Raw genomic sequence first — 26,407 nt, 5'->3', positions numbered from 1 at the left:
TGTAGTGGTCGGCAAAATTAGGACAGTAATTTAATAATTTTTAAATTACTGTTAATATGAAAAAATCGAGAAGAAAATTTACATCTGCCTTCAAGACGAAAGTAGTTTTGGAGGCACTAAAAGAGCGTAGCACTATTCAGGAGTTGGCTCAAAAATTTGAGTTACATCCGGCGCAAATTACCCTTTGGAAAAAGGAATTTTTGGAAAATGCAGAAATGGCTTTTACCGGAGGGGTATCGGAAAAGGATGATGCAAGAGATCAGGAGGTCGATGAATTGTATAAGCGTATTGGTCGTTTAAACATGGAGAATGAATGGCTAAAAAAAAAGTTGCTATGATGGCCTTGAATCTGCGAAGAAAAATGGTGGATTCCTCAGATTCGGAGTTTAACATTAAAGAACAATGTGATTTACTTTGTATTCACCGTAGCGGGTTGTATTATAAACCACGTACTGCAAATGACGATGATTTAAAAATCATGCGTATCATGGATGAAATGTATCTGGAAGATCCTACTCGTGGGACGCGTCGGTATAGTGATGATTTGCGGCAAAGAGGGTTTATCATTGGACGAGAAAAGGCACGATCACTAATGCGAACGATGGGTATTTACGCTTTGTATTGCCGGCCACGAACAACGGTTATTGACCCTGCAAAATACAAGTATCCGTATTTGCTTCGCGGATTGAAAATAACACATCCTAACCATGTATGGGGAATTGATATCAGTTATATTCCCATGAGAAGCGGTTTTATGTACCTCTGCGCCATTATCGATGTTTACAGCAGGTGTATTGTCGGCTGGAGTGTTTCCAATTCAATGGAAGCAAACTGGGTAGTAAATACATTAAAGGAAGCTATTCGTAAAAATGGAAAACCGGAAATCATCAATTCCGACCAGGGAACACAATTTACCAGTGATGAATACACCGGTTATGTTAAAAGACTGAAAACAGTAAAAATATCCATGGACGGAAAAGGGCGCGCAACTGATAATGCATACATCGAACGATTTTTTCGCACCATCAAATACGATAAGCTGTATCGTTTTGTTCCCGAAGACGGATTGCATTTGTACGAACTCTGTGAAGAGTTTATCAACTTTTACAACCACAAAAGATCCCACTCATCCATCGGGAAAGTGCCGCCAATGAAGGTGTACAAAATGGCCGCATGAGAAATAAACAAAAATTAGAAGTTATGAGTCTCCCCCTGCTCCCCCTCATTGTAATAATAATAAACAAACTTATATTTGAATAAAACCTGTCCTAACAAAGTCGACCACCTCAGAAGAATATTCAAATAACGATTAGCTTAGATAAAAAAGGTAAAGTAATTTCGGTGACAGATAAAAATCCTTAATGGAAACATTACACAATGTGTGCAAATTGTTAGATAGTAAAATGAGTTCTATATTTTTCTTTTCTTTGGCATTGAATTTATTTTTAGGCTGTTCTAACAAGAATGAAATCCCTGATGAGCATGATAATAAATCAAAAAAAGAGATAGCAACCAATTCTTTAGATTCAGTTACTTTAAATGAGAGCGTGGATTCAATTACGGGTAACCATATTTACACTGAATGTGTTCCTGGAGGAATCAAATTGAGAAGCTGGGAGCAGTCTGATATGAATGGTGGACTGGCGACTTTATGGGAAAATCATTATTATAAAAATGGTGAATTGGAAAAAAGAGTCGAATTTGAATATTCATCAGGGACAACCTATCACGAAACGTACATTATTAAGAAAACCGAAGAATTCCACCCAAACGGTAAAATCAAGTCAAGGCAGTTTAAAGAGTCTTTTATGATGGGAGAAGAATGCGATTGTGGTCTCTGGGAGTATTTTGATGAATCCGGAAAATTGACTAAAAAAGATCAAAAAAGGGGCAATTGTGAAGACCTTGAACTTGACTGTATTTGACATTATATTTTTCGGACATTATTTTACAATAAACCAATTAATCCTCGTCCGTCTTGAACCGATAAAAATCGGCAAGAATCGTTAAGTTGCTGTAAAAGCGTTCGATATACGGAACCTCGCCCGCACAACAAATAAACTGACCTTGTGTCGGTTTTTTTGTTTGCAGGAGGGGCGAGAAGTTTATCCCGAAGAAGCGGAAACGAGTTGATTTAAACTCCTCATGAATTTTTACCACTTAATATTTCAAAGAATAACGCTTCAGTTTATTCATTGAAGTTCGTTCAGCAAATAATGGCTGATTGATGGATGTTATTACTTTTGAATATTCATTCACTCAAATTATCCTTCGCTCATGAATACAATTAAAAAAATAGTTTTGGAGAAATGTCCGTTTTGTGGCGAAGGAGAGGTGTTTCAAAAAGGAGAATTATTCGAGGTTCCTGTCATGCATGAATATTGCAGTTCCTGCGATCGGAGTTTATCGGGTGAACCGGGTAATTTTTTTGGGGCGATGTATGTGAGTTATGGAATTGCGGTATTACTGGGGATGCTATGTTTTATGGTCCTGTATTTTGTTTTTGGAATCGTAAATCCCTGGCTGCAGATTGCAGTGATTGTTGGAGTGATTGTAGTGGTTGGAAAGAAAAACTACAAATGGTCGCGCATGATCTGGCTGATGATTGTTCCGCCGAGCAGACGAAAAAAATCGAATTAATTTTTTTTCTTGCGCAGATACCAGATGGTCCACTGCAACACCCATAATGCCACACAAAGCTGACCAATGGCTTGTCCGAATTTAAAGGCATGAATCCGCGGGTTTGTTGCGGCAACAGTGGCTCCACCAATTATACAAACGAGTAGAATTAGCACCGACATTAGAATCATTTTCTTTACACTCATGATTAGCTTTTTGTTAAAAATAGAATATAGGCTGATAATTAACTATTTTTGGGTTCCAAAAATGACAGAATGAAAAAGACGATTTTTTTCGCTTCCATGATTTTGGCTATTGCATGTGGAGCTCCAAAGGTTGCAACTACTACGGCCGAAATGAATCAAAGTGATGCTGACCGTGCAGCTGCAAAATTTCCGGGCACAACCTTAGCCGATTTACAAAAAGGGAAAACCATTTATGAAGCGAATTGCGGTAAGTGTCACAAGCTTCATGCTCCGAATTCACGCGGTGAAGAAGGCTGGAAAAAGATTGTTCCTCCAATGGCAAAAAAAGCAAAATTGGATGATGCTTCAATGGATTTAACCCTGAAGTATCTGGTTACAATGAGCGAGGTAAAATAAGTTATTTAAAACGATGCGTGGTGGGGTTGGGAATTTTATTTCCCTTCTCATCATAGTATTCCTGCTTAATAATACCACTGGATGAAGCATCATAAATCACAATTTCTTTTTTATTTCCATTGGGATAAAACGAGAAATAAGATTTAATGCTTGAATTTTTCAGTGTACTTCCACCATCCCAATTCGCTGTTCCCCGGGTGATGGATTTTTTAGTTTTCATATCGTACCATTGGGTCTGTTCATAATCTACCAAAGCAATATTGTTATTCACTTCGGTGACTTTTCTCCATTCGATGGTATTGCCCTGTGCATTGTTCCAGGTGTGTAAACCGGATGGTATTCCCAGATTAAAACTTCCCGAATATTTCAGAATTCCATTTTCGTGAAATGCTTCTGATTTCCCATTGAGCAAAGACTCGCCATTCGTCGATTTGGAGTAATGGTGAAGGCCGGCTGTTTTTCCTGAAGCGTATTTTTCTTCCACTTTAACCAAAGAACCATTCAGGTATTCCATGTTGGCCGTTCTACCGTTGACCACATTTTGAAGCGGGGCCGACATCTTTTTCTTTTTTAGGATGGATGTCCACTCTGCCCTGAATTCGGTGGTGCAAATTCCTGAAAATGGATTTCCTTGATTATCAACAACCTGATTATTGCTTGAACTCAAACTTGAGCAGGCGCAGGAGGTGTTGGTATGTTCATTTCCGCTTTCGAGGGCCAAAAAAGGCAATACAGCAGCAATGCTTATTAATCTCAATGTATTGGTCATAAAGGCATTATTTGGGAGTCCGAATTTAGCCAAGTGCAGAGAAGTTTCCCCGAAAAATCGCTAAACGCTTAAAATCGTACCCTAAATCACCGAAATTCTGCCCCTTAAGTCCTTGTTTTTCCACTGTACTGAATGGGGGATTTCTTATCTTTGCCACCCCTTTCAAAGGGCCGTATCTATTTTAAACGAACAACCATGAATGTTACACAAGAAAAGATCGATGATTTGAATGCGGTGATTAAGGTGAAACTTAGTCCGGAAGATTATCGTGTTAAGTATGAAAACTCTTTAAAAAGTTATTCGAAAAGAGCCAATATAAAAGGCTTTCGTCCGGGTCACGTCCCTATGGCGATGATTAAAAAAATGTATGGCAAGGCCTTATTGGCCGACGAGATCAACAAATTGCTGAATGATTCGCTTTACAATTATATTTCTGAAAATAAATTGGAAGTTTTGGGTAATCCACTTCCAACGCAAGATCAGGATAAGGTCGATTTCCATGAAGATGCTGAAATGGAATTTGCCTATGAAATTGGATTTGCACCTAAGATTGATTTGAATTTATCGGGTGAAAAAATTCACTATCATGCTTTAAAAGTGGATGCAGAATTGATCGATAAACAAATCGACGATTTGCGTCGCCGTTATGGTAAATTGTCCAATGCCGAACAAAGTGAAGCAACGGATATGTTGTTTGGTCAATTTGAAGAATTGGATGAAGCCGGAAATGTAAAAGAAGGTGGAATTACCAATAGCAGCACCATCAGCATCGAATTCATGAATGATGAATCGGTGAAAAAAGAACTCATTGGTAAAAAAGCCGGTGATGTGGTGGTGCTGGATCCGAAAAAAGTTTCACACGGTGCAGCGGATACAGCTTCGATGTTGGGTATTGACCAACATGCTGCTGAGCATTTGAATGCTAAATTCAAATTTACGATCAGTGAAATCAAACGCATTGAATTAGCTGAATTAAATCAGGAATTATTCGACCGTTTATTCGGTGAGGGAGTAGTGAATTCGGAAGAAGAGCTCAGAGCGAAAATTGAAGTGGATTTGAAAAACATGTTTGCATTTGATGCCGACAGAATGTTTCTCCGTGAAATCACGAACCATTTGCTCGATAAATTAAGTATTGCTTTACCGGATGCATTTTTAAAGCGTTGGATCATTGCTACCAATGAAAAACCGGTTACCATGGAACAACTTGAAGTGGAATACCCTTCTTATGCACGTGGATTAAAATGGCAGTTGATTGAGAATAAAATCATCAAAGAAAACGATATCAAGGTGGGTCACGAAGATGCTATGACCTATACGAAAGGTTATCTGGCTTCACAATACAATCGCTATGGATTACCAACTCCGGATGAAGATCAACTGAACCAGGGTGCCATGCGCATCTTATCGAACCAGGAAGAATCCAAGCGCGTTTACGACGAATTGTACAGCCGTAAAGTGATGGAGTTTTTAAAAGGTGCAGTTAGTCTGGATGTTCATGAATTAGCTTATGATGAGTTCGTGAAACTGGCTAATAGTCACAATCACGACCACGACCACGATCATGATCACGACCACGATCATGACCACGAGCACCATCACCACCATTGATTTTTTTGTACATTTAAACGAACTAAAAAAACGAGGTATGTTTCCAAAAGACGAATTCAGAAAATATGCAGTGAAGCACCAGGGTATTTCCAGTCTTCACCTTGAAAAATATGTAGAAGCATCAATGACTCCCTACATCATTGAAGAGCGCCAGTTAAACGTTGCGCAAATGGACGTTTTCTCGCGTTTGATGATGGACCGGATTATTTTCCTGGGAACAGGAATCAATGATCAGGTGGCCAACATTATTCAGGCTCAGTTGTTATTCCTCGAGTCGGTGGATGCAAAAAAAGATATTCAGATTTATTTGAATTCACCCGGTGGATCGGTTTATGCCGGTTTAGGAATTTATGATACAATGCAATACATCACTTGTGATGTTGCTACCATTTGTACAGGTATGGCAGCTTCTATGGGTGCTGTGTTATTGTGTGCAGGTGCTGCAGGTAAGCGTACGGCACTGAAGCATTCGCGTGTAATGATTCACCAACCGCTGGGTGGTGCAGAAGGACAAGCATCCGACATCGAAATCACCGCTCGCGAAATCATGAAGTTGAAGAAAGAACTTTATGAAATCATTGCGAAACATTCTGGTCAGCCCTATGAAAAAGTATGGCAGGACAGCGATCGTGATTACTGGATGATTGCTGATGAAGCGAAAGCTTATGGAATGATTGATGAAGTATTGGTAAGAAATAATTAAAACTAATAAGCCCCGAACCTTCGGGGCTTTTTTCCCTCAGGATATGAAAGACCGTAATGATGTTAAGTGTTCTTTTTGCGGAAGACCGAAACGTGAAACCAATGTGCTGATTGCCGGAGTTACCGGTCACATTTGTGATCATTGTGTTGCACAGGCAGAGATGATTGTAAAGGAAGAAACCTCGCAAAAAACACAAAGCAATCTCGAACATCAGTTAAAACTTTCGAAACCGAAGGAAATAAAATCCTTGTTGGATGAATACGTGATTGGTCAGGATGAAGCAAAAAAAGTATTGAGTGTAGCAGTTTATAATCACTACAAACGATTGCTTCAAAAATCACTTGGAAAAGACGAGGAGATTGAAATTGAAAAATCGAATGTGATCATGGTTGGTGAAACCGGTACGGGTAAAACCTTATTGGCAAAAACCATAGCCCGCATGTTGAATGTTCCTTTCTGTATTGCCGACGCCACCGTTTTAACCGAAGCTGGTTATGTGGGTGAAGATGTAGAAAGTATTTTATCCCGTTTATTACAAGCCGCCGATTACGATGTAGCATCGGCAGAGCGCGGAATTGTTTTTGTGGATGAAATCGATAAGATTGCACGCAAGAGTGATAATCCTTCCATCACCCGTGATGTGAGTGGTGAAGGTGTACAACAAGCCTTGCTGAAATTGCTGGAAGGATCCGTTGTTTCTGTTCCACCACAGGGAGGAAGAAAACATCCTGAACAAAAAATGATTCAGGTGAACACCAAAAACATTTTATTTATCTGCGGCGGTGCATTCGATGGTATTGATAAAGTGATTGCACGAAGAGTGAATACGCAAACCATTGGTTATAGCACGAAGAGTGAAGAAGAAAAACCGGATAAAGAAAATATGCTGCAATACATATCGCCGCGCGATTTAAAATCGTTCGGATTAATTCCGGAGCTCATTGGTCGTTTTCCTGTATTAACCTATCTCGATCCGTTAAACGCCGACACTTTACGCCGCATTTTAACAGAACCCAAAAACGCATTGATTAAACAATACGTTAAGTTGTTTGATATGGATAATATTCGCTTATCCGTAGATAAAGAGGTGATTGATTTTATGGTGGAGAAAGCGGTAGAATTTAAATTGGGTGCACGTGGATTACGCTCTATTTGCGAGGCGATTTTGAATGATGCCATGTATGAAATGCCATCTGTAGAAAAACAAAAAGAACTGCGGGTGACCCTGGAATATGCACAACAGAAATTTTCGAAGTCGAAGATTTCACGTCTTAAAGCGGCCTGATCATTTTATTTTTTTTCCGAGGATAAGAAGGTCGACATATTGATGGTCGATGATTCCCACTTGCGGAAATGTTCCCCAGGTTTCGAATCCATATTTGCGGAACAATTTCAGACTTGGCTCATTGTGCGCAAAAATATAGCCCAGTAAATTTTCGATGTTTATTTCGGGACTCCGCTGAATGGCTGTTTCGAGTAAATAGGATCCCAGTTGCTGACCTCTGAAATCCTGATGGATATAAATTGCAATTTCACAGGTGATGGAGTAGGCGGGTCGACCATAAAATGAATGAAAACTCAACCAGGCGATGATGCGGTTGTTTTCTTCGAGAACATAAAGTGGACGAGAACTTTCCTGATGCTGATTAAACCATGAAATTCTGGATTCAACGCTTATTTCTTCGGTATCGGCCGTTACCATTCTTCCGGCAACCGTAGAATTGTAGATGGCAACAATCTGCGGAAGATCATTGATGTTCGCGTGGCGAAGCACTCTATTTTCTTGTTGAAAATTAGCGTTCATGCGTTCAAAAGTAAGAACTTTTCTTTCTGTTTTTGGGCAAGGCGATTTGTAATTTCGTAACAGGGATTTTTATTATGCAACAATATCACGATTTACTCCGCCACATTCTGGATAATGGCACAAAAAAAACAGATCGCACCGGTACCGGTACCATCAGTTGTTTTGGCTATCAGATGCGTTTCGATTTAAACGAAGGTTTTCCTTTGGTTACCACCAAAAAAGTGCATTTGCGTTCCATCATTTATGAATTGCTGTGGTTTTTAAATGGGGATACCAATATCAAATATTTAAAAGATAATGGTGTTTCCATCTGGGATGAGTGGGCCGATGAAAACGGAAATCTCGGTCCGGTATATGGTCACCAATGGAGAAGCTGGCCAACTCCGGATGGCGGACATATCGATCAAATCACGCAAGTGGTGGAGATGATTAAAAAATCTCCCGATTCGCGTCGTTTAATTGTGAGTGCATGGAATGTTGCCGAAGTAAATAACATGGCCTTGCCACCTTGTCATTCCTTTTTTCAGTTTTATGTAGCCGATGGTAAATTGTCTTGTCAATTGTATCAACGGAGCGCAGATACATTTTTAGGGGTTCCTTTTAATATTGCTTCCTATGCATTACTTACCATGATGATGGCTCAGGTTTGCGGTTTAAAATACGGCGAGTTTGTTCACACCTTTGGTGATGTGCATTTGTACAGCAATCACATTGAGCAGGCAAAACTTCAGTTAACGCGCGAACTTCGTCCATTACCTACCATGAAGATTAATCCCGAGGTAAAGGATATTTTTTCGTTTAAATACGAAGATTTTACATTAGAAAATTACGATCCGCATCCGCACATTAAAGCGGCTGTTGCTGTTTAATATGGTTACCATAATTGTTGCAGTTGCCGAGAATGGTGCTATTGGTAAAAACAACCAATTGTTATGGCATTTACCGGCCGACATGAAATTTTTTCGTGATACTACAACGGGACATTCTATTATCACGGGAAGAAAAAATTATGAAAGTATACCGGAGAAATTTCGTCCGCTCAGCAACCGGCTCAATGTAATTGTAACGCGACAAAAAGATTATGTTGCCCCGGGAGCAGTGGTGGTTCATTCATTGGAAGAAGCCATTGATTATTGCAGAAAAAATTCCGGGAATGAAATTTACATTATTGGTGGAGGAGAAATTTATAAAGAGTGTCTGGAAAAACAGTTAGCCGATCAGATGCTGATTACGCATGTGCACACGGCCCCGGATGCCGACACTTTTTTTAAATGGAATCCGGAACATTGGATTCAGATTTCTTCTACCGAACGAAAAGCAGATGAGAAAAATCCATTTGATTTGGATTTTACGCTTTATAAAAGGAAATAAAAAAAGCCCGATGAACATCGGGCTTTTTTATTGTGGTCAATTTTTATTTCGACTGATTTCCTGCGATAAGAGTTCCGTTTGGATCCCATTCGGTAGATAATAATCGTTTTCCGTTTTCATATACCATCAGGTAATGCAATGTTCCGTTGTTGTGCCAAACGGTCCAGTTACCTTCTTTGGTACCGTTGTTCCAATTTGCTTCCATCGATTTATTTCCATTTTCATCGAAGGCGGTCCATACTCCATGTTTTTCTCCATTAAGGAAAAAACCGGTCTCTGCTACCATTCCATTATCGTGGTACTTGGTAATTTTAATCAATCCGTTGCCTAATTGGTCCACGGTAGGTTTTGCCATGCCATTGGCGTTAGTTCCATTCTGCGCTATTACGCTGCCAGAGAACACAAGGGCTAGTAAAAGTGTAAGTGTTTTCATGGTTCCCCTATTTTGTTGTTGTTTACACAAATTTACGGATAGGCTAACCTGAAGTTGCAACAGGGTTAACACAGAGTTAACATTGTGGTGATTTTGATAACATTGCGATAAAGATAGAAGGTTAAATAATTGATTTACAGTAAGTAGGGATTAATCAATTTTTCGGCCTTTTACAAAGGTATCGCGCGATTTATACTTTTTGAGCTTTTTCATTTTGAATTGCAGGTATACAACACCGGATCCCTGAGAGATGATATAGGTTTCGTCGCCATATTTTGCAATGGGTTTACCGTTCGCCAGACTATCGGCTAATAAATAATAAGAACTGTTTTTCGATTTCGATTCGAAGGTGAGGGTTTTTGCATCGGTTTCGAAGGATACCTGAACTTTATCTCCGTTGCTGTTAACCATCACCCCGGGGGTGCCTTTTTTAATAATGAGACGATCGTCGGTGGTACTGGATGATACCACTAATTCTCCTTTATTGGTTTCTCTTCCGCTTTGTGCTTGTGTTTTTAGCAGAATAATATCATCGGAGGTATAGAATTGAATTTTTTTTACCTCTTCCACTTTAAGCGAATAGCGTTCTTCAATGGCTTTGGTGTATGGCGATTTTCTTGCACAGGCTACCAGTAAAAGCATTGCTGTAAGAAGGGTGAATAAGGTTTTCATACGGTTCATTTAGGTCAAAAATTCAATTATCGTACCAAATAGACAATGATGGAAATCACTGCACAAGTAAGTTGCATCCGCGAATATCACTGTGATCTAAACGTCCGAGTATTTCAAATGTTTCGTTGCGGTAATATTTACCCAGGTCGTCGATGGCAATAAAGGCAATGGAATCGATACATGCGAGATCGTATACATTGATTAATCCTGTTTTATCCGGTGGAAGAAGTTCAAAGGGATCATTCACCGCTCTACAGCGAATTCGCAGGGTGGAGGGTGATTTAAAAATTCCATTGCCCTTACTGTAGGCCTGAGAGAACATTTCCGTCATTCCGTATTCCGAGTGAATTTCATTCAGGTGAAATGCTTTTTTTAGCATGTCATGCACCTCCGTTTTTATCATTTCTTTTCGTGTTCCTTTCATACCTCCGGTTTCCATAATGATAACATCATTTAATTCATTTGGAAATTCTTCTGCGAAATCCAGCAAGGCATAAGTTACACCAATCACTATTTTTTTCTCACCCGGGTGATGCAAAAGTGCATTTGCTAAATCTTGATTACGATGAAGAAAAAATCCGCTGCCAGGTTTTGTGTAATTCAGAAAGTGTTTTACCATGGCAATGAGTGAACTTCCTTCCCTTTCCTGATAACCCGGTAATAGTGCATACAGATAATAATTTTCGAGTGCTCCGTATTCCTGCTCAAAAATATTTCGGGCATTTTTTAGGTAATGGTTGAGGTCAGAATAATAATGCCTCGATTGAATAGAGCCAGTAGTTCCGCTCGATGTAAAATAAGTATCGGGAAGTTGATCACCGCAATAGAGTGCCTGACTTTTAAAAAAGCTAACGGGCACACAGGGAATTTCTTCGAAGGATTTTGGTGTGGCGGTATAGTTGAGTAATTGAAGGAATTTTTGATATACCCGGTTATTTTCTTTCTGGTAATGAAATATATCAATGGCCAATGCGTTATAATCGGAAGGAGTGTGGATTTCGAACAGCCTATTTTTCAATTCGCTTTCCGTCATTTTTTATTGCCGTTGATTATTGTTATTTTAGTAGAATGAATTGGCCATCAAAGATAGTTTTATTCCTGCTGGGAATTACGGGTTTAAGTTCTTGCCTGGATCCGGTTCAATTTCCGCCTGAGCCTGCTATTGTGTATAGCCATTTTGAACAATACGGAGATACTGGTGTGGTGTTCATTACCTTCACCGATGGTGATGGCGATATCGGCCTGGATGAAAATCAAACGAGTCCACCTTACGATACCAGTTCCATTTACTACTACAATCTCTTTATTAAGTACTATGAAAAAGTAGATGGCGTGTTTCAGCAGGGTATTGCTGTTGACGGTTCTCCCATTGCCTTTAATTTCAGAGTTCAGAACATCACACCGGATGGTCAGAACAAAGCACTTCAGGGCGAAATCCGTGTAACGCTTGCTCCTTCATTCTATAACCCGCTATCTGCCGATTCCGATACGATTATGTATAAAATTCAACTCTGCGATCGTGCTCTCCATATGAGTAATGAGGTGGAGTCGGAAGTGATTATTCGATAGACTTAATCTTTCTTTCCTAATTTGGTAAAATCGATATTGTAGGTTATTCCAATTACTGCGGTATGATTTTGTTCGAATTTAAATCCATCGGATTTTAATATCGACTGCAATACATAGCCGACTTGAAATCCTAATGCAGGATTGACTTTATACCCAAATCCGACAAAAATCCGGTTTTGGTCAAACATATTCTTTTTTACATTTTTACCAAAACTGATAAATAGCTCATCATATACAGTGAGGAAAAGGGTTTTATTCTCGATTTCCTTTTTATTCAATGGTATGTTTGCCTGAAAGCGATAACGGAATCTGTTTTTGTATGACCAGCTATCGTGAAAATAGGCGCTATCGCTTGCGCTATAAATTTTTGTTTCAGAAAAACGTTGTTCAAAGCGGTAGCGATGAGATATATTAAATCGTCCTAATTTGTTATCAATAACAATTTGCTCAAAGGGTCGATGTTCACCAAAATCGTAGTTTGAGGAAGGTTGGTTTCCATAAGGGTCAGTTTCAGTCCAAACATAACCCAGTGAGGTAGTTATTTTTTCACCCGCTTTATAGTCGAACGTGGTTCTTAATTGTAATTGTAAAGGGTTCTTAAACCACTCATTTTTCCTCCATTGTACTTCAGTATACCATTTCCATTTAGCAGATAGCTTGTGTGTTCCATTATACATCATCCACACGTTGGTGTTATATGCAAACTCCTTATTTGGCGGATTGGAAGTAACCTGGGCTGATATAGTTGAAATGCAGCACATGTTAATTAGAAGTAAATAAATTGTCGGACGAATGAACATAAAATTAATTTTCGGCAAATCTATTGTTGCCAAAAGTTAATCAGGTTAATTCATTGTTAAGAAATAGTGTTAGAGAGGTTAATTTAAAATAAAAAAGGTCCCCATTGGAGACCTTATCTATTTGTAATTAGGTATACTAATCTTTTTGTTCCTGGTTTTGTTTGGAAAACACACTTCCTTCGCCATAAACAACGTTGAGGTACTTCTTTCTCCTTTTTTTTGCTCCAACAGCATATTTTTTACCTGTTGAAAAACTTTTTGCAAAAATGAGAATGGTAGCCAATAAGAAAAAGAATGCGGCAGTAATGGCCAGGGCGATTTGTGAATTACCAGTGGAAGATTTTAAGATTACCGCGGCACCAATTAAAACGACACCAATTAAAAATGAAATGAAAATGAATTTATCAAATTTTTTGCGGTACTCTTTTTTGTTGTTTTCCATTTTTTAAAAGATTTTTTTTTACAAATCTAATATTTGTACGAAACAATGAAATTTAGGTTACTTTAATGTTGATATGTTTAAATTGTTGATTTATAATATTTTGACAACTTGTTTTTATTGGAGGCGCTAAAATTTGCCCCCGAACAATTAATTTTTCGTTAAGAAATTGAGTTTTTCTGTCAAGTATTTCAATTTTGGTAATACTGAGGATTATTAAAATTATCGCCGAATTCCCATTTATGTGCTGTAAATCAGGATTTTTATCAGGCTTTCTTAAATTCAATAACTTTTTCAATGTTAATTTAATGTTAAGTAAATGCTATGGTCCCCAAGATCCTCTCCTTAACCTTCAATTTTGGTATTACTAGTTCTCAGATATTTGTGGAGTAAAAAATGAAGAAATGGAAATTAGTACATCAATTTTAGTCCTGTTGATCGTATGCATTTTGTTTGCATGTGTGTTTGAATTTATCAATGGATTTCATGATACGGCCAATGCGGTTGCAACGGTAATTTATACCAATACCATGAAACCGGTCTATGCGGTGATGTGGTCGGGTGCATTTAACTTTTTCGGCGTATTTATGGGTGGTATTGCCGTGGCGATGGGGATTGTGGATTTACTTCCTGTGGAAATGTTAATTGAACAGAGTGTTTCCAGTAGTATTGCCATGGTGCTAAGTTTAATTCTTGGTGCTATTATCTGGAATTTTGGAACCTGGTATTTTGGTATTCCTGCTTCTTCTTCTCACACGATGATCGGTTCCATTCTAGGAGTTGGGTTAGCGTTTTCACTTACTCCCGGTCAAGAATTTGGTTCAGGGGTTAACTGGAGTAAAGCAACCGATATTGGTTCTTCACTTTTAGCCTCTCCTTTATTTGGATTTGGTGTTGCATTGATGTTGATGTACATCCTTTCCAGAACCATTCAGAATAAAGTTATTTTTCATGCACCTAAAGCGAATGAGAAACCGCCAATGTGGGTTCGTTTTATTTTAATGACCACTTGTACGCTGGTTAGTTTCTTCCACGGATCGAATGATGGTCAAAAAGGTGTTGGATTAGTGATGTTGATTTTAATTGGTATTCTGCCTGCGTATTATGCGATTGATGACACGGTAGATCCTTCTTCATTTGTAAAACACACTACAGGTATTCGCGAAATTATGATTACGGTTAATCCGGATGATCTCGCAGCGGATGATCGTAAAACCTATGGTAAGATCATGGAGAATCTGGATAAGGTGGAATCGCAAATTAAGGACGCCTCTACAGTAAAAAGTATTACACCCGATACCCGTTTCCATTTGAGAAGTGAGTTGCTTTATGTAACCCGTAAAATTGAGAAAATGGTGAAGAACGGTAAACTGCCCTTAGATGAAAAGGTGGCTAAAGAATTAAAGGGCCACGCGAAGGATTTGAGAAATATGACGGACTACGCTCCAACCTGGGTATTGGTAATTATTGCATTTTCATTAGGTATTGGTACAATGGTAGGATGGAAACGTATTGTGGTTACCATCGGTGAAAAAATCGGTAAAACGCATATGAGTTATGCACAAGGAGCTTCTGCAGAAATTGTAGCAGCCTCTACTATCGGATTGAGTACTTATATGGGATTACCGGTTTCTACTACACACGTTTTATCTTCGGGTGTTGCAGGATCTATGGTGGCACAAAATGGTATTAAGAATCTTCAGCCGAAAACCATCAGAACAATTTTAATGGCGTGGATTCTTACATTGCCGGTGACCATGTTATTGTCCGGTGGATTATTTTTGTTGTTCCGTCAATTGATTTAATCGTTGATTAAAAAAATAAATCATTAAAAAGGGGTTCACACTGAACCCCTTTTTTTTGTTTCTATTTCCTGAATGTTCAGCGCTATTTTTTCTGCTATTTCATCAGTAGGAAGGTCATTATCGTCTGTGCCAAATGGATCTTCAATTTCTTCAGCAAGAATTTCAAGACTTACCATTACGTAAAAAATAAACATGGTAATGGGAATGGTCCAGTATATAAAATCAGGAATGAGTCCAATGGGAATGGTAACCGTATAAATGAAAATAAATTTTTTCATAAACAAACTGTAGGAATAGGGAATGGGGGTTGAACGAATGCGTTCGCATCCTCCTACAATATTTAAAAGCTCCGACAATTCTTTATCCAGTATGAGCATTTCTTCGGCGGTAATTTCCTGTCGTTTTGAAATTTCTTTTAATCGTCCATAAATAATTTGCACGATTGCATTGGGAAGATGATCCGCCTGAATTAATTCTTCACGAATTTCCCTGCTTAATTCAAACTGGTCAAAAGATACTTGCTGTTGATTTCTCAAATGCTCCTTTACGGCAAATGGAAAGAACGAGAGAAGTTGAATGATTTCTTTTTTCTCCGGTGAATCGTTTTTAACGAATGCATTTAACTTGATGCTCAGATTTCGTGAAACATTAACCAGCGATCCCCATAATTTTCTTCCTTCCCACCAGCGATCATAAGCGGTGTTTGTTCTAAATACGAGGAAGAGTCCCATTACAAATCCCACCAGTGAGTGCACGGATAAAGTATTCTTGAAATGCTGGTGATCCGGAAAATTTACGGTGATGATCCAGGTTAGAATGCCTGAATATATTCCCATAATAAGCATCTCCTGCCATAAAATACGGAGTGTATCACTACGGTGAAAGAGGAAGATTTGTCCGAACCAGGTTTTGGGATTGTATCGAATCATGTTAACTCATTCTTAAAATGTACTTAATGCTTAGGTTGTACTGCAATGCTAATTTACAGCAAATCAAATAAAAGGTGAATAGTAGCATATTAATCATAGATCACAACTACGGATTTGCCTCTGATATCAAGGAGTTTTTGGAAAAAAACGATTTCAGTGTGCACCTGGCTTTATCGTCGCAAAAAGGCGCTGAACTGGCATTGAAACATTTGCCTGCGTTAATTTTATGTGAAGTGGATTTGCCGGATAAAGATGGAATTGAATTGTGCAGGGAATTTAGAAACATTGGTTTACTGAAACCAAGTTATATCATCATGCTTAGTGAACGAAATGAAAATTTTCTTCAAATCACAGCCTACAATTCCGGCGCCGATGACTTTTTAGCAAAACCATTAAGCGAACGCTTGTTGTTAAGTAAAATTCAATCCATTTTCCGTCGCTTAGGTTCCGGAAATATGAAAGCGTTTCAATCTCAGTCTGAAAACGGATTGCATATTGACTTCGAGCGATACATTGCTATTCGCGGAGAGAATGAAATAGAACTTCCCAAAAAAGAATTTCAAATCCTAACCCTGTTATATAAGCACCCACGTAAAGTGTTTTCTCGCGATGAGATTAAATCGGAAATATGGGGTGATGATGATGAAGTGAAAAGCAGAACCATTGATGTCCACGTTAAAAAACTGAGAGAAAAAATCGGAGGCGATTTAATTAAAACCATTAAGGGCGTAGGATATAAATTTGATCAATAATATTTTGTAAACGATAAAAAGAAAGGGAAGCATTTGCTTCCCTTTCTTTTTACCTAGAAGTTGCATAAAAAAAGCCGCTCATCACTGAGCGGCTTTCTATGGTTGAGTGTTATTGATTAGTGGTTGATAATCATTTTCACCATTTGGCGGGTTTCACCTGAGCGAAGGCTTACCAGGTAAATTCCGTTTGACATTTCTGCTGTGTTGATGTTGATGATTTGCTTTCCGCTGTAGATGTTATTGCGGGATTCAGCAAAAACAACTTTTCCGGTTAAATCAATCACTTCAAGAATCAGGTCAGCATCGATATTCATTTCAACTTCGATGGTTGCCATTTGATTGGCAGGATTCGGGAAGAGAACGACGTTTCCAAATGTATTTTTGTTGATTTCCTCTACAGAAACACTTCCTACAACAAAGGTATAAGTATCTGTACAGTTTCCTGCAGTTGCTGTAAGTGTTACAGTGTAGTTACCTGCTGTTGCATATGTGTGAGAAGGATTCACTTGTGTAGAAGAAGTACCGTCACCGAAATCCCATGAGTAAGATGTTGCTCCAAGTGAGTTGTTGGTGAAGTTGACAACAAATCCGAATGCCGCATAAGCTGCATCTGCTGTTGGAGTAGGATTAACGAATACTGCAGTTGCATTAGATGTACCAACACCATCGCAAGCGTTTGCATTGGTAACAGTTACGGTATATGTACCTGAAGCATTTGCATCATAAGTTTGCGAAGTAGCACCAGAGATCGGTGAACCATTGAAATTCCATTGGTAGCTATCTGAAGCAGAAGCGCTCAATGTAACTACATCACCTGAACAGATGGTTGTAGAACCGCTGGTAGAAATAGTTGGGATTGGAGTTGCAGATACGTTTACAGTAATATCGTTTGAAGTTGCAGAACAACCATTACCATTAGTATAAGTAGCAGAGTATGTTCCGCTGGCATTTACAGTAATAGTTTGTGTTGTTGCACCTGTGCTCCAAAGAACCGGAGTTTGGTTAGCAGTTAAATCAACTGAACCACCAGTACAGAAAGAAGTGTTTCCATTTGCAGAAATAGATACAGTTGGATTTGCATTTACTGTTACAGTAACCGGTGATGATGTAGCAGAACATCCTTTTTCATTGGTAATGGTTACATCATACGTTCCGCTGGTAGTAACAGTGATGGTTGAAGTTACATCTCCGTTCGACCAATCGTAGCTTGCATTGGTAATAGCTGTACCAGAAAGATCAACTGATCCACCTTGACAGAAGGTTGTGCTTCCGCTTGGAGTAATGGTTGCAGCTACTGAATTATCGATGGTTGCATTGTAAGGTTCATTTTGCGGATCCCATTCAGCCCAACATTTTGTCCAGTCTTCAGAACCAAATGCCCCAAGATAGTTTACCTGGTCGAAGAAAGGATCATTTAATGCGGCGTTTGAAAAGCTTGCACCAGAATTTAATGAAGAACCTGCGGTAAGACGCATATCAGGATTGTTCATATCAATATTGGTATATCCCAACGAGCTGATCGAATTGATTATTTGGTTATTAAATCCTGCAGTGTTAAACCATGTATTGATATTGAATGCACCATTAACATTGTTTGGATTCGCTGCTGTTGTAGTAGCTAATGTATCGTTCATCTGACACAATACATTGTTTTGAAACTGAAGATCACCATTGGTGGCGTTAGCTTGAGTAGAAGAACTTTCAATCAATAATCCTGTTGGGTAACCCATAATTACTGAATTGAAAACATTGGTACGCGTATTTCTTCTTAAGTGAAGTGCTCTTTTGTAGTTAGAGTTAATGGTAGTGTTAAAGGCATAAGGACCAACCAATGTTACGTTAGAATAGATAGGTTGTGTAATCGGTGTGTTTGTTGTACCAGAAGCATCATTATCCGACTCCCATCCGTTAGATCCGGATTGGTCAGCAATAGCAGGGTCTCTGATTACAAGAACGTGTTGAATCAATCCTTTGTAACCAAAGTCGGTATCCAAATCATCGTCCCAGTTTCTGTATGCAATGATGTGTTTTAATTGAACGGTTCCACCGAAACACTCAACAGCATCATCACCAGCGTAGGAAATTTGAATGTATTCAACCTGCGTTCTTCTTCCTACACCACAAAGTGTAAGACCGTTGATCTCGCTGTTTGGTTGGAAAGGAATTCCTCCAAATTCTAAACGTACATAACGCAATACTCCGGAACTGTCGTTGTCGTCTGGTGTAGTTCCACCGCCATATACGGTTCCAACTCCACCTTCAACAACTGCTTCACCTTGTAATGTAGCAGGAGATCCGCCTGGATTTGCAGGTTGGTTAACGCTTGCTTTTCCGCAAAGAATTAATCCACCCCAGTCACCATACGAACGTTGTCCTGGTGCTTTTTGTGAAGTAAACACGATTGGTTGCTCCGGTGTTCCGGCTGCATAAATTTTTGCATCGCGTTCAACAATTAAAGCGCCTTTCGTTGCAAAGTCACCTTTAATAATGGTTCCCGGCTCAATGGTTAAAGTGGCATTGGCCTTTACATATACAAACCCCGAAAGGATGTAGATGTTGTCGTTAGTCCAGGTGGTATTCGTTGTAATGTTACCTGATACTACGATTTGCGCATCGGCCGCTTTCATTAAGCCGAGTGCAAGCGCAAAACTGAGTACTAATTTTTTCATTGTTTTTGTTTTTTGTTCGAAGCAAAAGTAGAGTAGCAACTTTAACTCTTCCTTACAGCTGTGTTAAGGAATCTGACGATATGACGAGTGTATTGTTACTAAAAAGGAGTGCTTGATGCACTCCTTTGTTAATTCGGGTTTAGTTTTATTAACACGAATGTTATTCTTTACTGATTCTGAAGCTTGCACCGAACGTGAAATAACTTCCGCGTTTAAATTCCTGCATTTTCTGATCGTTGGCGCGGTCAAGTTTTCCATCGCCATTGGCATCTTGCAATAACATCGTACTATTATTGAAGATGTCCTGAATGCTGAAACGAAGCGTAACATATTTTCCCAGGTCCTTGCTAACCGTTAAATCCATGAGGTTTCTAGGCATTTCATATACTTCAGGAATTCCGGGTACACCAACAATTACAACGCGTTGTCCAATGCGGTTATAAATTAAGCTGATGCTTAATCCAAGACTGTCATTCTGGTAATACAATCCTCCGTTAAGGATGTAGGGCGACTGACCCATCATCGGACGTGATGCATTTAATCCCGTGTTGGCTTGTCCGTCCGACAATTCAATTTTACTAAAAATGTAAGATGCATTGGCTACGATGGTAAGATCTTCGATGAATCCAATTTTTGTATCCTGAAGTGATTTACGGATATCAATTTCTCCACCGTAGGATGTAGCTGATAATGCATTTCCGAATGTAAATGACCGTGTTCCTCCGGATCCTACTCCGGGTTGGAAATACAATTCAATCGGATTTTTAAAATATTTATAGAACACACCAGCCGAAATCATTTCGCCTGCATGTGGATACAATTCCCAACGTAAATCGATATTATCGATAGAAGGTGTTTGTAATTCGGGATTACCTGAATAAATCGCATTAAAAACGAAATCGTAGAAAGTGAGTGGTGCCAATTCACGGAATTCCGGACGATTCAATGTTCTTCCGTATCCCAAACGAAGTAACATGGTGTCCTTTTTTAAATGATAGGCCATGTTGATGGAAGGTAAAATCCGGAATGTATGATACGAAGTATCCAATGGTTGATTGGTAATTGTACCTGTATTTAAGATTTGCGTATTGTCTTCAGCTCTTACGCCGGCTACTAAATTGAATCGTTCCCAAGGCAAGGTTCCCATGAGGTAGAATGAACGAAGTTTGTTTTCTGCATGGTATGAGTCGGAAAGTTTGGTGTCTTCATCAATTTTTAATCCTGTTACCGGATCAATATTGGCAGGTTGCAATAAACTATCGATGGATTGGTAAGGAATCGAATAATTAAAATTCATGAAATTCGACGTTGCATAACCAATATTGCGAACAGAAAAATCGCGGGCTTTATTTTCTACATAAAATCCACCTTTAATTTTCGGCTGGAATTTTTTAATTACTCCGTCTTTATCGAATGAAATAAACGTGTGCTCATAGTTGGCTGCACCCATCATGATGTTTTCATTCATGTTGAGGTATAAACGTCCCATATAAAATGGTTGTGCAGAAAATGGAATGTATGCCTGCCACGGATTTTGCGTTCCGATATCGCGGGTGTAACGTACCCTTCTCCAATCCGGATCACTTCTTCTGGCCATGGAAAAACCGAGGGTCCAATCCAGAACATCCACTGCATTTCCATTGGCATCTTCTTTAAAAATGTGGTTACCGGTTAACTGAGATGATAAAATGGAACGTTGATTAAAACGATAGGCATATTCTTTTCTGTCGTTACCTTCTTCGTGATTTTCACCGCCTCTTAATGTGGTTTCATTAAAGGCCATTTGGTTGAACAGATTTCTGAAATCGATGGTGGTGTTTCCTTTTTTATATCCCCAGTTGGTAATAGCACCAAAGCGATATTGTTTTTGATAAATAGTATCGTGATATCCGAAAATGGTGTCGCTCGTTTTTGTGATTTCATCGAAGGTGTTATAATCATAACGATTCGAAATGAAATGCAGATTTGAATTGGTATAATTAATGGCGGTTACCATTCCGATTTTTCGTTTTGTGATGCTGTCGGTCCAAATCCGGTCGAATCCAAGATTGAAACGTTGATCGGGCATGGCCGATTTGTTTTGCAGTGACCAATCGTTATTGAGGGATTGACCAATACTTTGTAATTGTGTAGGGTCTGTAATGTCACGAACATTTTCGGGAAAGCTGGAAGGAAGATCTCTTCCTTTTTTTCCGAATCCTAACCATTCACCTTTGGAGCTGCCGTTACTTTTGAATTCATCGAAAGTAGTTCCAGGTCTGTATGATAAGGAGTACCCACCATAAATCGAATTGTTTTCCGGAAAATTTTTGGTGTAAATTTTTATTGCTCCACCGGCAAATTCACCCGGAAGATCGGCAGAGGGTGATTTGTAAATGAGAAAGCGGTCGATGACCTGACTCGGAACCAAATCAAATGAAAAGGATTTCGCGTCGGTTTCAACCGAAGGTGCTAATGCATTATTGAGCATCACCGCATTGTATCGTTCGGTTAATCCGCGCACAATCACAAATCGGTTATCCACTACGGTAACACCCGGAATTCTTCGTGCTACTTCGGCGGCATCACGCATGGATGTTTTTTGAATTTCCTGTGCCCCGATAGCGCTAACTACCTGGTCCTCATTTTTAATTTCATTGATAACCGCTTGTTCCGTATTGGTAATGCGCGTTACTTCAATACTCACCTCATCAATTACGCTGGATTCCGTTTCCATGGCAAATACCAGTTCTGTAAGTGCTCCCTGTGTAACGGTTACTTCGATGGTTTTGTCTTTGTAAGAGATATAAGACGCAGTTACTTTGTAAGTTCCCGGATTCAATAAAATCTGAAAATCGCCATCTAATCCGGTGGAGGCTCCTTTTCCCGATACCTTTTCTACCTTAACATTCGCTCCGATGAGTGTCTCTCCAGTTAACTTATCTTTCACAATTCCTTTGATACCGGTTTGCGCAAGGGCAAAACTACCAGTACAGAGGAAAATCATTAGCAGGAGATAATTTGAAATTTGTTTCATGGTTGTATTTTAACGATGCAAAGATCAAACACCATTCTTACCCATTCATTAGCGCGAGGTTATCTGAATATTAATTGAAAAGCCGAAACACGTTACATTTCCTTAAGAAAGGGCCTCTAATGGCTTGAAAATGCTCTTTTCTATTCCGGATATTTTCGTAATTTTAAATGATTATTAATGATGTGTTAACAATAAATACCCTTTTCGAGGGGTATCTTTGTAAAAAAAACAATGTCAAATTCAGTTACAAATCGAATTCTGTTAGTTGATGACGAAGCAGATATTCTTGAGATGGTAAAATACAATCTCGAGAAGGAGGGGTATGAGGTATATACCGCAGGGAATGGGCGTGAAGCTATTGAAGCAGCAAAAAAATACAAACCCGAATTAATATTATTGGACGTAATGATGCCGGAAATGGACGGTGTTGAGGCATGTATGAGTCTGCGTGAAATGGATGATTTTAAAAACACCATCATCGCATTTCTTACTGCACGTGGTGAAGATTATTCGCAAATCGCGGGTTTTGAAAGTGGAGCGGACGATTACATTACCAAGCCAATAAAACCAAGAGTACTTGTTAGCCGGGTAAAAGCATTATTACGCCGAGGTTCAGTTGCCGAAACTGCAACACCGCAACAGGTGGCAGGGATTTCAATTGACAGGGAACGTTATATCGTTTATAAAGACGGAGAAGAACTTTCCTTACCCAAAAAAGAATTCGAATTACTTGCACTTTTACTTTCTAAACCCGGAAAAGTATTTACCAGAGAGTCCATCATGAATGATGTGTGGGGAAATGAAATTGTAGTGGGAGACCGCACTATTGATGTTCACATTCGTAAACTTCGCGAAAAATTAGGTGAGGATTTAATCAAAACCGTTAAAGGGGTCGGTTACAAACTCGATAATTAATGAATAGTACAACGCCCCGTGGTATAGCATTGATTGCTTCCCTCATCACGGGTGGCATTGTTTTTTTCTCTGTTCTATTTTCTTCTTTTGCCGTTAGTGGAAAATGGAATTTATTTTTTCCGCTGGTTACGGCTTCTGTTTCGGTTGTTATTTCCTTTTTGGTTGTCTTTTATTTAGTAGATCGTTTTATTTACGCTCGTGTAAAAGTGATTTATAAAACTATTTACAATCAAAAATTAAATAAAGAGACGAAAGAAAAAATTCAGTCTTCTCCCGATATGATCGGAGATGTAAATGATGAAGTAATTGAGTGGGCTAAGGATAAGGACCAACAAATTGAAAAACTAAAAGAACAGGAAAATTTCAGAAGAGAATTTCTTGGTAATCTTGCGCACGAATTAAAAACACCCATATTCAGTATCCAGGGTTATATCCTCACCTTGCTGGATGGCGGATTGGATGATCCCTCCATTAACCGCAACTTTCTTCAGCGTGCAGCAAATGGGGTTGATCGAATAACCCATATCATTGAGGATCTCGATACAATTACACAGTTGGAATCTGGCAGACTGGAATTGGATAAACGAAAAATCAACATTGTCGATTTAGCCAAAGAAGTAATGGATTCGCTGGAGATGAAGGCAAAGGACAAAGGCATCGTTTTAAATTTCAATAAAGAATACGAAAAACCGATTTACGTCAATTGCGATAAAAACCGGATTGCACAGGTTTTAACGAATCTATTGGTGAATTCCGTTAATTACGGTAAAGAAGGCGGAAAAACATCGATTCGTTTTTTCGATATGGATGAGAATATTTTAATTGAAGTGGCGGATAATGGTCCCGGTATAGCCAAACAACATTTAAACCGGATTTTTGAACGTTTTTACCGTGTAGATAAAAGCCGAGCCCGCAATCAAGGGGGGTCTGGACTTGGTCTTGCCATTGTAAAGCATATTATTGAGGCTCATCACCAAACGGTGAACGTGAGAAGCACGGAAGGGGTAGGAACCACATTTGCATTTACGCTGGAACGCGCTAAATGATATTTTCGGTAAAACCGTCTGTAAATTTATCTTTCCATTTATCCATTGCTGCTTATTTTCACTCGGTGAATTTTTATTTTAGTCCAATAAAGCCGAAACCATGAAAAGATTCTTCGTCCTTCTTCCCGCGCTCTTTTTTACATTGAGCGTTTTTGCACAGCAAAACTTAGATCGTTGTGCAACGGATGTTTCTTTGAAGCATCGCTTACAGGTAAATCCCTCCTTGCAAAACCGCATGATGCAGGCTGAGCAACGAGCATCTCATTGGTCGAATCGCCAGGGTGGACGTTCACTCCGCAGTGGAATTATCACCATTCCTGTGGTGGTCCATTTGGTGTATAATCCCAATACAGCAGGTTCTAACATCCCCGATTCGCTGATTTTTTCGCAGATCGATATTTTAAACGAAGATTTCCGTCGCTTAAATGCCAATGCCGTTAATACCCGTTCCATTTTCGATACTATTGCTGCAGATATCGGTGTACAGTTTTGTCTGGCATCGGTAGATCCAAATGGTAATCCAACCACAGGGATAGAGCGAATATCATCCACTGCTTCGCATGCGCTTACGCCTTTTAATAATAGCGTTAAAAGCACAGCTACAGGTGGAGCAGATCCATGGCCTCCGACCGATTATTTGAATTTGTGGATTTGTGATATGTCCTTTTTTGGAACGCCGCTGGTTTTAGGATATGCTCAATTTCCGGGCGACGATCCTGCAACGGACGGTGTGGTGATTCAATATCAATACATCGGTTTAACCAATGATCCTGCAACTGCTCCTGCAAACTTAGGAAGAACCACTTCGCATGAAGTTGGACATTGGCTCGGTTTACGTCACATTTGGGGTGATGGCGATTGCTCAATGGATGATTTGGTTTGGGACACTCCAAATGCAGATGCTCAATCAAATTTCGATTGCGATACGACCAAGAATACCTGCGATGATTTGGGTAATCCTTTTTGGGCAGGGATGAATCCGCCCGACATGGTAGAGAATTTTATGGATTATTCTTCTGATTCGTGTATGAATATGTTCACTCTTGGACAAAGCGATAGAATCTGGTCTTTTTTATCTACTGATCGATTGAGTTTGTTTTCTTCCAATGGTTGTGGTATTCCAACATTAAATGCATACGCTACATTAACCCATAATAGTTGTCAGGGCGACTGCGGTGGTATTGGAATTGTAACTCCGGTATCGGGTGTTGCTCCGTTTACGTTTGAATGGGACGATCCAAATACGCAAACAGACAGCATGGCGGTTTACTTGTGCGAAGGTGTTTACCATTGCAAAATCAAAGATGCCAATAACGATTCAATTATTGTCACCGTTAACATCTACGATCCGAATCCGCTGGTTGCCTATAATAATGTAATTGGCAATGCCACTTGTTCCAATTGTGCCGATGGTAGTGCAGCCATTCAGGTATCCGGAGGAACACCGCCACTCACTTATTCTCTAAATGGAGGAGCTGCACAAACGGATTCTTTATTTTCCGGTTTAAATCCAGGTACCTATTCAGTAATGATTATGGATGCCTGCGGTGAAATGATCAACACAAGCATTACCATTGGCAATAGTGTATCGGTATTTGAAACGGAATTCAATTCTTCCATTTCCATTTATCCCAATCCGGCAGAAGATCTTTTTATGATCAGTTTCGCTTCCGTGCATCAATCAAAAATCATTACGGTGTATGATGCCATCGGGAATAAAGTTTACAGTGAATCCGTTAATGGTAATGTTTCTACCATCGATGTTTCCCAATGGTCCAATGGGGTTTATGTGATTAACGTATCTATAGCGGGATATCAATTTAACCGACGTTTAATCGTAAAATAAACCAACATCAACGGATAATCGTTCAGGCATTCTCTTT

The 26,407-nt window shown here is 39.3% G+C and carries 27 protein-coding genes; 16 read left to right on the top strand and 11 right to left on the bottom strand.

What is annotated here, in order from left to right:
• The first annotated feature begins 56 nt into the window (after positions 1 to 56).
• The 4 genes from K1X56_05440 to K1X56_05425 all read left to right on the top strand — a co-directional run bounded on the left by K1X56_05440 (position 57) and on the right by K1X56_05425 (position 2,640).
• Positions 57 to 338, top strand: a complete 282-nt coding sequence (locus K1X56_05440; protein MBX7094144.1) for a transposase — start codon at positions 57 to 59, stop codon at positions 336 to 338.
• Complete coding sequence (locus K1X56_05435) at positions 314 to 1,177, top strand: IS3 family transposase (GenBank protein ID MBX7094143.1); 864 nt, start codon at positions 314 to 316, stop codon at positions 1,175 to 1,177. The genes K1X56_05440 and K1X56_05435 overlap by 25 nt, the downstream gene beginning before the upstream one ends.
• A 184-nt stretch (positions 1,178 to 1,361) precedes the next feature.
• Positions 1,362 to 1,925 (top strand): hypothetical protein, encoded by a 564-nt coding sequence (locus K1X56_05430; protein ID MBX7094142.1) that lies wholly within the window; start codon positions 1,362 to 1,364, stop codon positions 1,923 to 1,925.
• Between the two features lie 352 nt (positions 1,926 to 2,277).
• Positions 2,278 to 2,640 carry a DUF983 domain-containing protein gene (locus tag K1X56_05425; GenBank protein MBX7094141.1) on the top strand — a complete coding sequence of 121 codons (363 nt, stop codon included), beginning with the start codon at positions 2,278 to 2,280 and terminating at the stop codon, positions 2,638 to 2,640.
• Here K1X56_05425 and K1X56_05420 read toward each other — a convergent pair.
• Positions 2,637 to 2,825, bottom strand: coding sequence for a hypothetical protein (locus K1X56_05420; GenBank protein ID MBX7094140.1), 189 nt, complete (start codon positions 2,823 to 2,825; stop codon positions 2,637 to 2,639). The genes K1X56_05425 and K1X56_05420 overlap by 4 nt on opposite strands.
• A gap of 69 nt (positions 2,826 to 2,894) precedes the next feature.
• Here K1X56_05420 and K1X56_05415 point away from each other — a divergent pair, with 69 nt between their 5' ends.
• Positions 2,895 to 3,221 carry a hypothetical protein gene (locus K1X56_05415; GenBank protein ID MBX7094139.1) on the top strand — a complete coding sequence of 109 codons (327 nt, stop codon included), beginning with the start codon at positions 2,895 to 2,897 and terminating at the stop codon, positions 3,219 to 3,221.
• 1 nt (position 3,222) lies between these two features.
• Here the strand turns inward: K1X56_05415 and K1X56_05410 are convergent, their stop codons facing one another.
• Complete coding sequence (locus K1X56_05410) at positions 3,223 to 4,023, bottom strand: hypothetical protein (GenBank protein MBX7094138.1); 801 nt, start codon at positions 4,021 to 4,023, stop codon at positions 3,223 to 3,225.
• 162 nt (positions 4,024 to 4,185) lie between these two features.
• On the opposite strand from K1X56_05410, the gene tig reads away from it, so the two are divergent.
• Genes tig through clpX form a run of 3 tightly spaced genes read left to right on the top strand, consistent with a single transcriptional unit; the run spans position 4,186 to position 7,589 of the window.
• Entirely contained in the window at positions 4,186 to 5,601 is a 1,416-nt protein-coding gene (gene tig / locus K1X56_05405; GenBank protein MBX7094137.1) for a trigger factor, read from the top strand.
• A 37-nt stretch (positions 5,602 to 5,638) separates the two neighbouring features.
• Positions 5,639 to 6,304 carry an ATP-dependent Clp endopeptidase proteolytic subunit ClpP gene (gene clpP / locus K1X56_05400; GenBank protein ID MBX7094136.1) on the top strand — a complete coding sequence of 222 codons (666 nt, stop codon included), beginning with the start codon at positions 5,639 to 5,641 and terminating at the stop codon, positions 6,302 to 6,304.
• 43 nt (positions 6,305 to 6,347) lie between these two features.
• Complete coding sequence (clpX, locus tag K1X56_05395; protein MBX7094135.1) at positions 6,348 to 7,589, top strand: ATP-dependent Clp protease ATP-binding subunit ClpX; 1,242 nt, start codon at positions 6,348 to 6,350, stop codon at positions 7,587 to 7,589.
• Here clpX and K1X56_05390 read toward each other — a convergent pair whose 3' ends face one another.
• Positions 7,590 to 8,108: a GNAT family N-acetyltransferase gene (locus tag K1X56_05390; protein ID MBX7094134.1), complete on the bottom strand. Its 519-nt coding sequence runs from the start codon at positions 8,106 to 8,108 to the stop codon at positions 7,590 to 7,592.
• A gap of 74 nt (positions 8,109 to 8,182) precedes the next feature.
• On the opposite strand from K1X56_05390, the gene K1X56_05385 reads away from it, so the two are divergent.
• Both K1X56_05385 and K1X56_05380 read left to right on the top strand, forming a co-directional pair.
• On the top strand, positions 8,183 to 8,977 hold the full coding sequence (locus K1X56_05385) for a thymidylate synthase (GenBank protein ID MBX7094133.1): 795 nt from the start codon (positions 8,183 to 8,185) through the stop codon (positions 8,975 to 8,977).
• 1 nt (position 8,978) lies between these two features.
• Positions 8,979 to 9,479 (top strand): dihydrofolate reductase, encoded by a 501-nt coding sequence (locus tag K1X56_05380; GenBank protein MBX7094132.1) that lies wholly within the window; start codon positions 8,979 to 8,981, stop codon positions 9,477 to 9,479.
• A gap of 43 nt (positions 9,480 to 9,522) precedes the next feature.
• Here the strand turns inward: K1X56_05380 and K1X56_05375 are convergent, their stop codons facing one another.
• The 3 genes from K1X56_05375 to K1X56_05365 all read right to left on the bottom strand — a co-directional run bounded on the left by K1X56_05375 (position 9,523) and on the right by K1X56_05365 (position 11,602).
• Positions 9,523 to 9,912 carry a hypothetical protein gene (locus K1X56_05375; GenBank protein ID MBX7094131.1) on the bottom strand — a complete coding sequence of 130 codons (390 nt, stop codon included), beginning with the start codon at positions 9,910 to 9,912 and terminating at the stop codon, positions 9,523 to 9,525.
• Positions 9,913 to 10,062: 150 nt separating this feature from the next.
• Positions 10,063 to 10,584 (bottom strand): hypothetical protein, encoded by a 522-nt coding sequence (locus tag K1X56_05370; protein MBX7094130.1) that lies wholly within the window; start codon positions 10,582 to 10,584, stop codon positions 10,063 to 10,065.
• Between the two features lie 55 nt (positions 10,585 to 10,639).
• Positions 10,640 to 11,602 carry an acyl transferase gene (locus K1X56_05365; GenBank protein MBX7094129.1) on the bottom strand — a complete coding sequence of 321 codons (963 nt, stop codon included), beginning with the start codon at positions 11,600 to 11,602 and terminating at the stop codon, positions 10,640 to 10,642.
• Positions 11,603 to 11,652: 50 nt separating this feature from the next.
• Here K1X56_05365 and K1X56_05360 point away from each other — a divergent pair, with 50 nt between their 5' ends.
• On the top strand, positions 11,653 to 12,153 hold the full coding sequence (locus K1X56_05360; GenBank protein MBX7094128.1) for a hypothetical protein: 501 nt from the start codon (positions 11,653 to 11,655) through the stop codon (positions 12,151 to 12,153).
• A 2-nt stretch (positions 12,154 to 12,155) separates the two neighbouring features.
• Here the strand turns inward: K1X56_05360 and K1X56_05355 are convergent, their stop codons facing one another.
• On the bottom strand, positions 12,156 to 12,953 hold the full coding sequence (locus K1X56_05355) for a DUF2490 domain-containing protein (protein MBX7094127.1): 798 nt from the start codon (positions 12,951 to 12,953) through the stop codon (positions 12,156 to 12,158).
• Between the two features lie 136 nt (positions 12,954 to 13,089).
• Entirely contained in the window at positions 13,090 to 13,395 is a 306-nt protein-coding gene (locus tag K1X56_05350) for a hypothetical protein (GenBank protein MBX7094126.1), read from the bottom strand.
• A gap of 401 nt (positions 13,396 to 13,796) precedes the next feature.
• On the opposite strand from K1X56_05350, the gene K1X56_05345 reads away from it, so the two are divergent.
• Positions 13,797 to 15,197: an inorganic phosphate transporter gene (locus tag K1X56_05345; GenBank protein ID MBX7094125.1), complete on the top strand. Its 1,401-nt coding sequence runs from the start codon at positions 13,797 to 13,799 to the stop codon at positions 15,195 to 15,197.
• A gap of 35 nt (positions 15,198 to 15,232) precedes the next feature.
• Here the strand turns inward: K1X56_05345 and K1X56_05340 are convergent, their stop codons facing one another.
• Positions 15,233 to 16,126 carry a hypothetical protein gene (locus tag K1X56_05340; GenBank protein MBX7094124.1) on the bottom strand — a complete coding sequence of 298 codons (894 nt, stop codon included), beginning with the start codon at positions 16,124 to 16,126 and terminating at the stop codon, positions 15,233 to 15,235.
• Between the two features lie 74 nt (positions 16,127 to 16,200).
• Here K1X56_05340 and K1X56_05335 point away from each other — a divergent pair, with 74 nt between their 5' ends.
• Positions 16,201 to 16,878, top strand: coding sequence for a response regulator transcription factor (locus K1X56_05335; protein ID MBX7094123.1), 678 nt, complete (start codon positions 16,201 to 16,203; stop codon positions 16,876 to 16,878).
• A gap of 116 nt (positions 16,879 to 16,994) precedes the next feature.
• Here the strand turns inward: K1X56_05335 and K1X56_05330 are convergent, their stop codons facing one another.
• Both K1X56_05330 and K1X56_05325 read right to left on the bottom strand, forming a co-directional pair.
• A complete protein-coding gene (locus tag K1X56_05330; GenBank protein ID MBX7094122.1) occupies positions 16,995 to 19,547 on the bottom strand; it encodes a PKD domain-containing protein in 2,553 nt (850 codons plus the stop codon).
• Positions 19,548 to 19,707: 160 nt separating this feature from the next.
• Positions 19,708 to 22,563 carry a carboxypeptidase-like regulatory domain-containing protein gene (locus K1X56_05325; protein MBX7094121.1) on the bottom strand — a complete coding sequence of 952 codons (2,856 nt, stop codon included), beginning with the start codon at positions 22,561 to 22,563 and terminating at the stop codon, positions 19,708 to 19,710.
• Positions 22,564 to 22,794: 231 nt separating this feature from the next.
• On the opposite strand from K1X56_05325, the gene K1X56_05320 reads away from it, so the two are divergent.
• The 3 genes from K1X56_05320 to K1X56_05310 all read left to right on the top strand — a co-directional run bounded on the left by K1X56_05320 (position 22,795) and on the right by K1X56_05310 (position 26,370).
• Positions 22,795 to 23,478, top strand: a complete 684-nt coding sequence (locus tag K1X56_05320) for a response regulator transcription factor (GenBank protein ID MBX7094120.1) — start codon at positions 22,795 to 22,797, stop codon at positions 23,476 to 23,478.
• A complete protein-coding gene (locus K1X56_05315; GenBank protein ID MBX7094119.1) occupies positions 23,478 to 24,524 on the top strand; it encodes a sensor histidine kinase in 1,047 nt (348 codons plus the stop codon). The genes K1X56_05320 and K1X56_05315 overlap by 1 nt, the downstream gene beginning before the upstream one ends.
• A gap of 100 nt (positions 24,525 to 24,624) precedes the next feature.
• On the top strand, positions 24,625 to 26,370 hold the full coding sequence (locus K1X56_05310) for a T9SS type A sorting domain-containing protein (protein ID MBX7094118.1): 1,746 nt from the start codon (positions 24,625 to 24,627) through the stop codon (positions 26,368 to 26,370).
• The last annotated feature ends 37 nt before the right edge of the window (positions 26,371 to 26,407 follow it).

Source organism: Flavobacteriales bacterium (assembly GCA_019694795.1).
GTDB lineage: Bacteria > Bacteroidota > Bacteroidia > Flavobacteriales_D > UBA2798 > UBA2798.
Note: the sequence above shows the minus strand (reverse complement) of the source record. Positions and strands in the feature narration are given on the sequence as shown.

What these genes read in the sequence shown, in the direction of transcription:
- K1X56_05390 (MBX7094134.1), bottom strand. Translation starts at nt 8,108, where the DNA reads ATGAACGCTAATTTTCAACAAGAAAATAGAGTGCTTCGCCACGCGAAC.
- K1X56_05385 (MBX7094133.1), top strand. Translation starts at nt 8,183, where the DNA reads ATGCAACAATATCACGATTTACTCCGCCACATTCTGGATAATGGCACA.
- K1X56_05330 (MBX7094122.1), bottom strand. Translation starts at nt 19,547, where the DNA reads ATGAAAAAATTAGTACTCAGTTTTGCGCTTGCACTCGGCTTAATGAAA.
- K1X56_05340 (MBX7094124.1), bottom strand. Translation starts at nt 16,126, where the DNA reads ATGATTCGATACAATCCCAAAACCTGGTTCGGACAAATCTTCCTCTTT.
- K1X56_05320 (MBX7094120.1), top strand. Translation starts at nt 22,795, where the DNA reads ATGTCAAATTCAGTTACAAATCGAATTCTGTTAGTTGATGACGAAGCA.
- K1X56_05375 (MBX7094131.1), bottom strand. Translation starts at nt 9,912, where the DNA reads ATGAAAACACTTACACTTTTACTAGCCCTTGTGTTCTCTGGCAGCGTA.
- K1X56_05370 (MBX7094130.1), bottom strand. Translation starts at nt 10,584, where the DNA reads ATGAAAACCTTATTCACCCTTCTTACAGCAATGCTTTTACTGGTAGCC.
- K1X56_05360 (MBX7094128.1), top strand. Translation starts at nt 11,653, where the DNA reads ATGAATTGGCCATCAAAGATAGTTTTATTCCTGCTGGGAATTACGGGT.
- K1X56_05440 (MBX7094144.1), top strand. Translation starts at nt 57, where the DNA reads ATGAAAAAATCGAGAAGAAAATTTACATCTGCCTTCAAGACGAAAGTA.
- K1X56_05315 (MBX7094119.1), top strand. Translation starts at nt 23,478, where the DNA reads ATGAATAGTACAACGCCCCGTGGTATAGCATTGATTGCTTCCCTCATC.
- K1X56_05380 (MBX7094132.1), top strand. Translation starts at nt 8,979, where the DNA reads ATGGTTACCATAATTGTTGCAGTTGCCGAGAATGGTGCTATTGGTAAA.
- K1X56_05325 (MBX7094121.1), bottom strand. Translation starts at nt 22,563, where the DNA reads ATGAAACAAATTTCAAATTATCTCCTGCTAATGATTTTCCTCTGTACT.
- K1X56_05435 (MBX7094143.1), top strand. Translation starts at nt 314, where the DNA reads ATGGCTAAAAAAAAAGTTGCTATGATGGCCTTGAATCTGCGAAGAAAA.
- K1X56_05355 (MBX7094127.1), bottom strand. Translation starts at nt 12,953, where the DNA reads ATGTTCATTCGTCCGACAATTTATTTACTTCTAATTAACATGTGCTGC.
- K1X56_05430 (MBX7094142.1), top strand. Translation starts at nt 1,362, where the DNA reads ATGGAAACATTACACAATGTGTGCAAATTGTTAGATAGTAAAATGAGT.
- tig (MBX7094137.1), top strand. Translation starts at nt 4,186, where the DNA reads ATGAATGTTACACAAGAAAAGATCGATGATTTGAATGCGGTGATTAAG.
- K1X56_05420 (MBX7094140.1), bottom strand. Translation starts at nt 2,825, where the DNA reads ATGAGTGTAAAGAAAATGATTCTAATGTCGGTGCTAATTCTACTCGTT.
- K1X56_05415 (MBX7094139.1), top strand. Translation starts at nt 2,895, where the DNA reads ATGAAAAAGACGATTTTTTTCGCTTCCATGATTTTGGCTATTGCATGT.
- clpP (MBX7094136.1), top strand. Translation starts at nt 5,639, where the DNA reads ATGTTTCCAAAAGACGAATTCAGAAAATATGCAGTGAAGCACCAGGGT.
- K1X56_05425 (MBX7094141.1), top strand. Translation starts at nt 2,278, where the DNA reads ATGAATACAATTAAAAAAATAGTTTTGGAGAAATGTCCGTTTTGTGGC.
- K1X56_05350 (MBX7094126.1), bottom strand. Translation starts at nt 13,395, where the DNA reads ATGGAAAACAACAAAAAAGAGTACCGCAAAAAATTTGATAAATTCATT.
- K1X56_05310 (MBX7094118.1), top strand. Translation starts at nt 24,625, where the DNA reads ATGAAAAGATTCTTCGTCCTTCTTCCCGCGCTCTTTTTTACATTGAGC.
- clpX (MBX7094135.1), top strand. Translation starts at nt 6,348, where the DNA reads ATGAAAGACCGTAATGATGTTAAGTGTTCTTTTTGCGGAAGACCGAAA.
- K1X56_05345 (MBX7094125.1), top strand. Translation starts at nt 13,797, where the DNA reads ATGGAAATTAGTACATCAATTTTAGTCCTGTTGATCGTATGCATTTTG.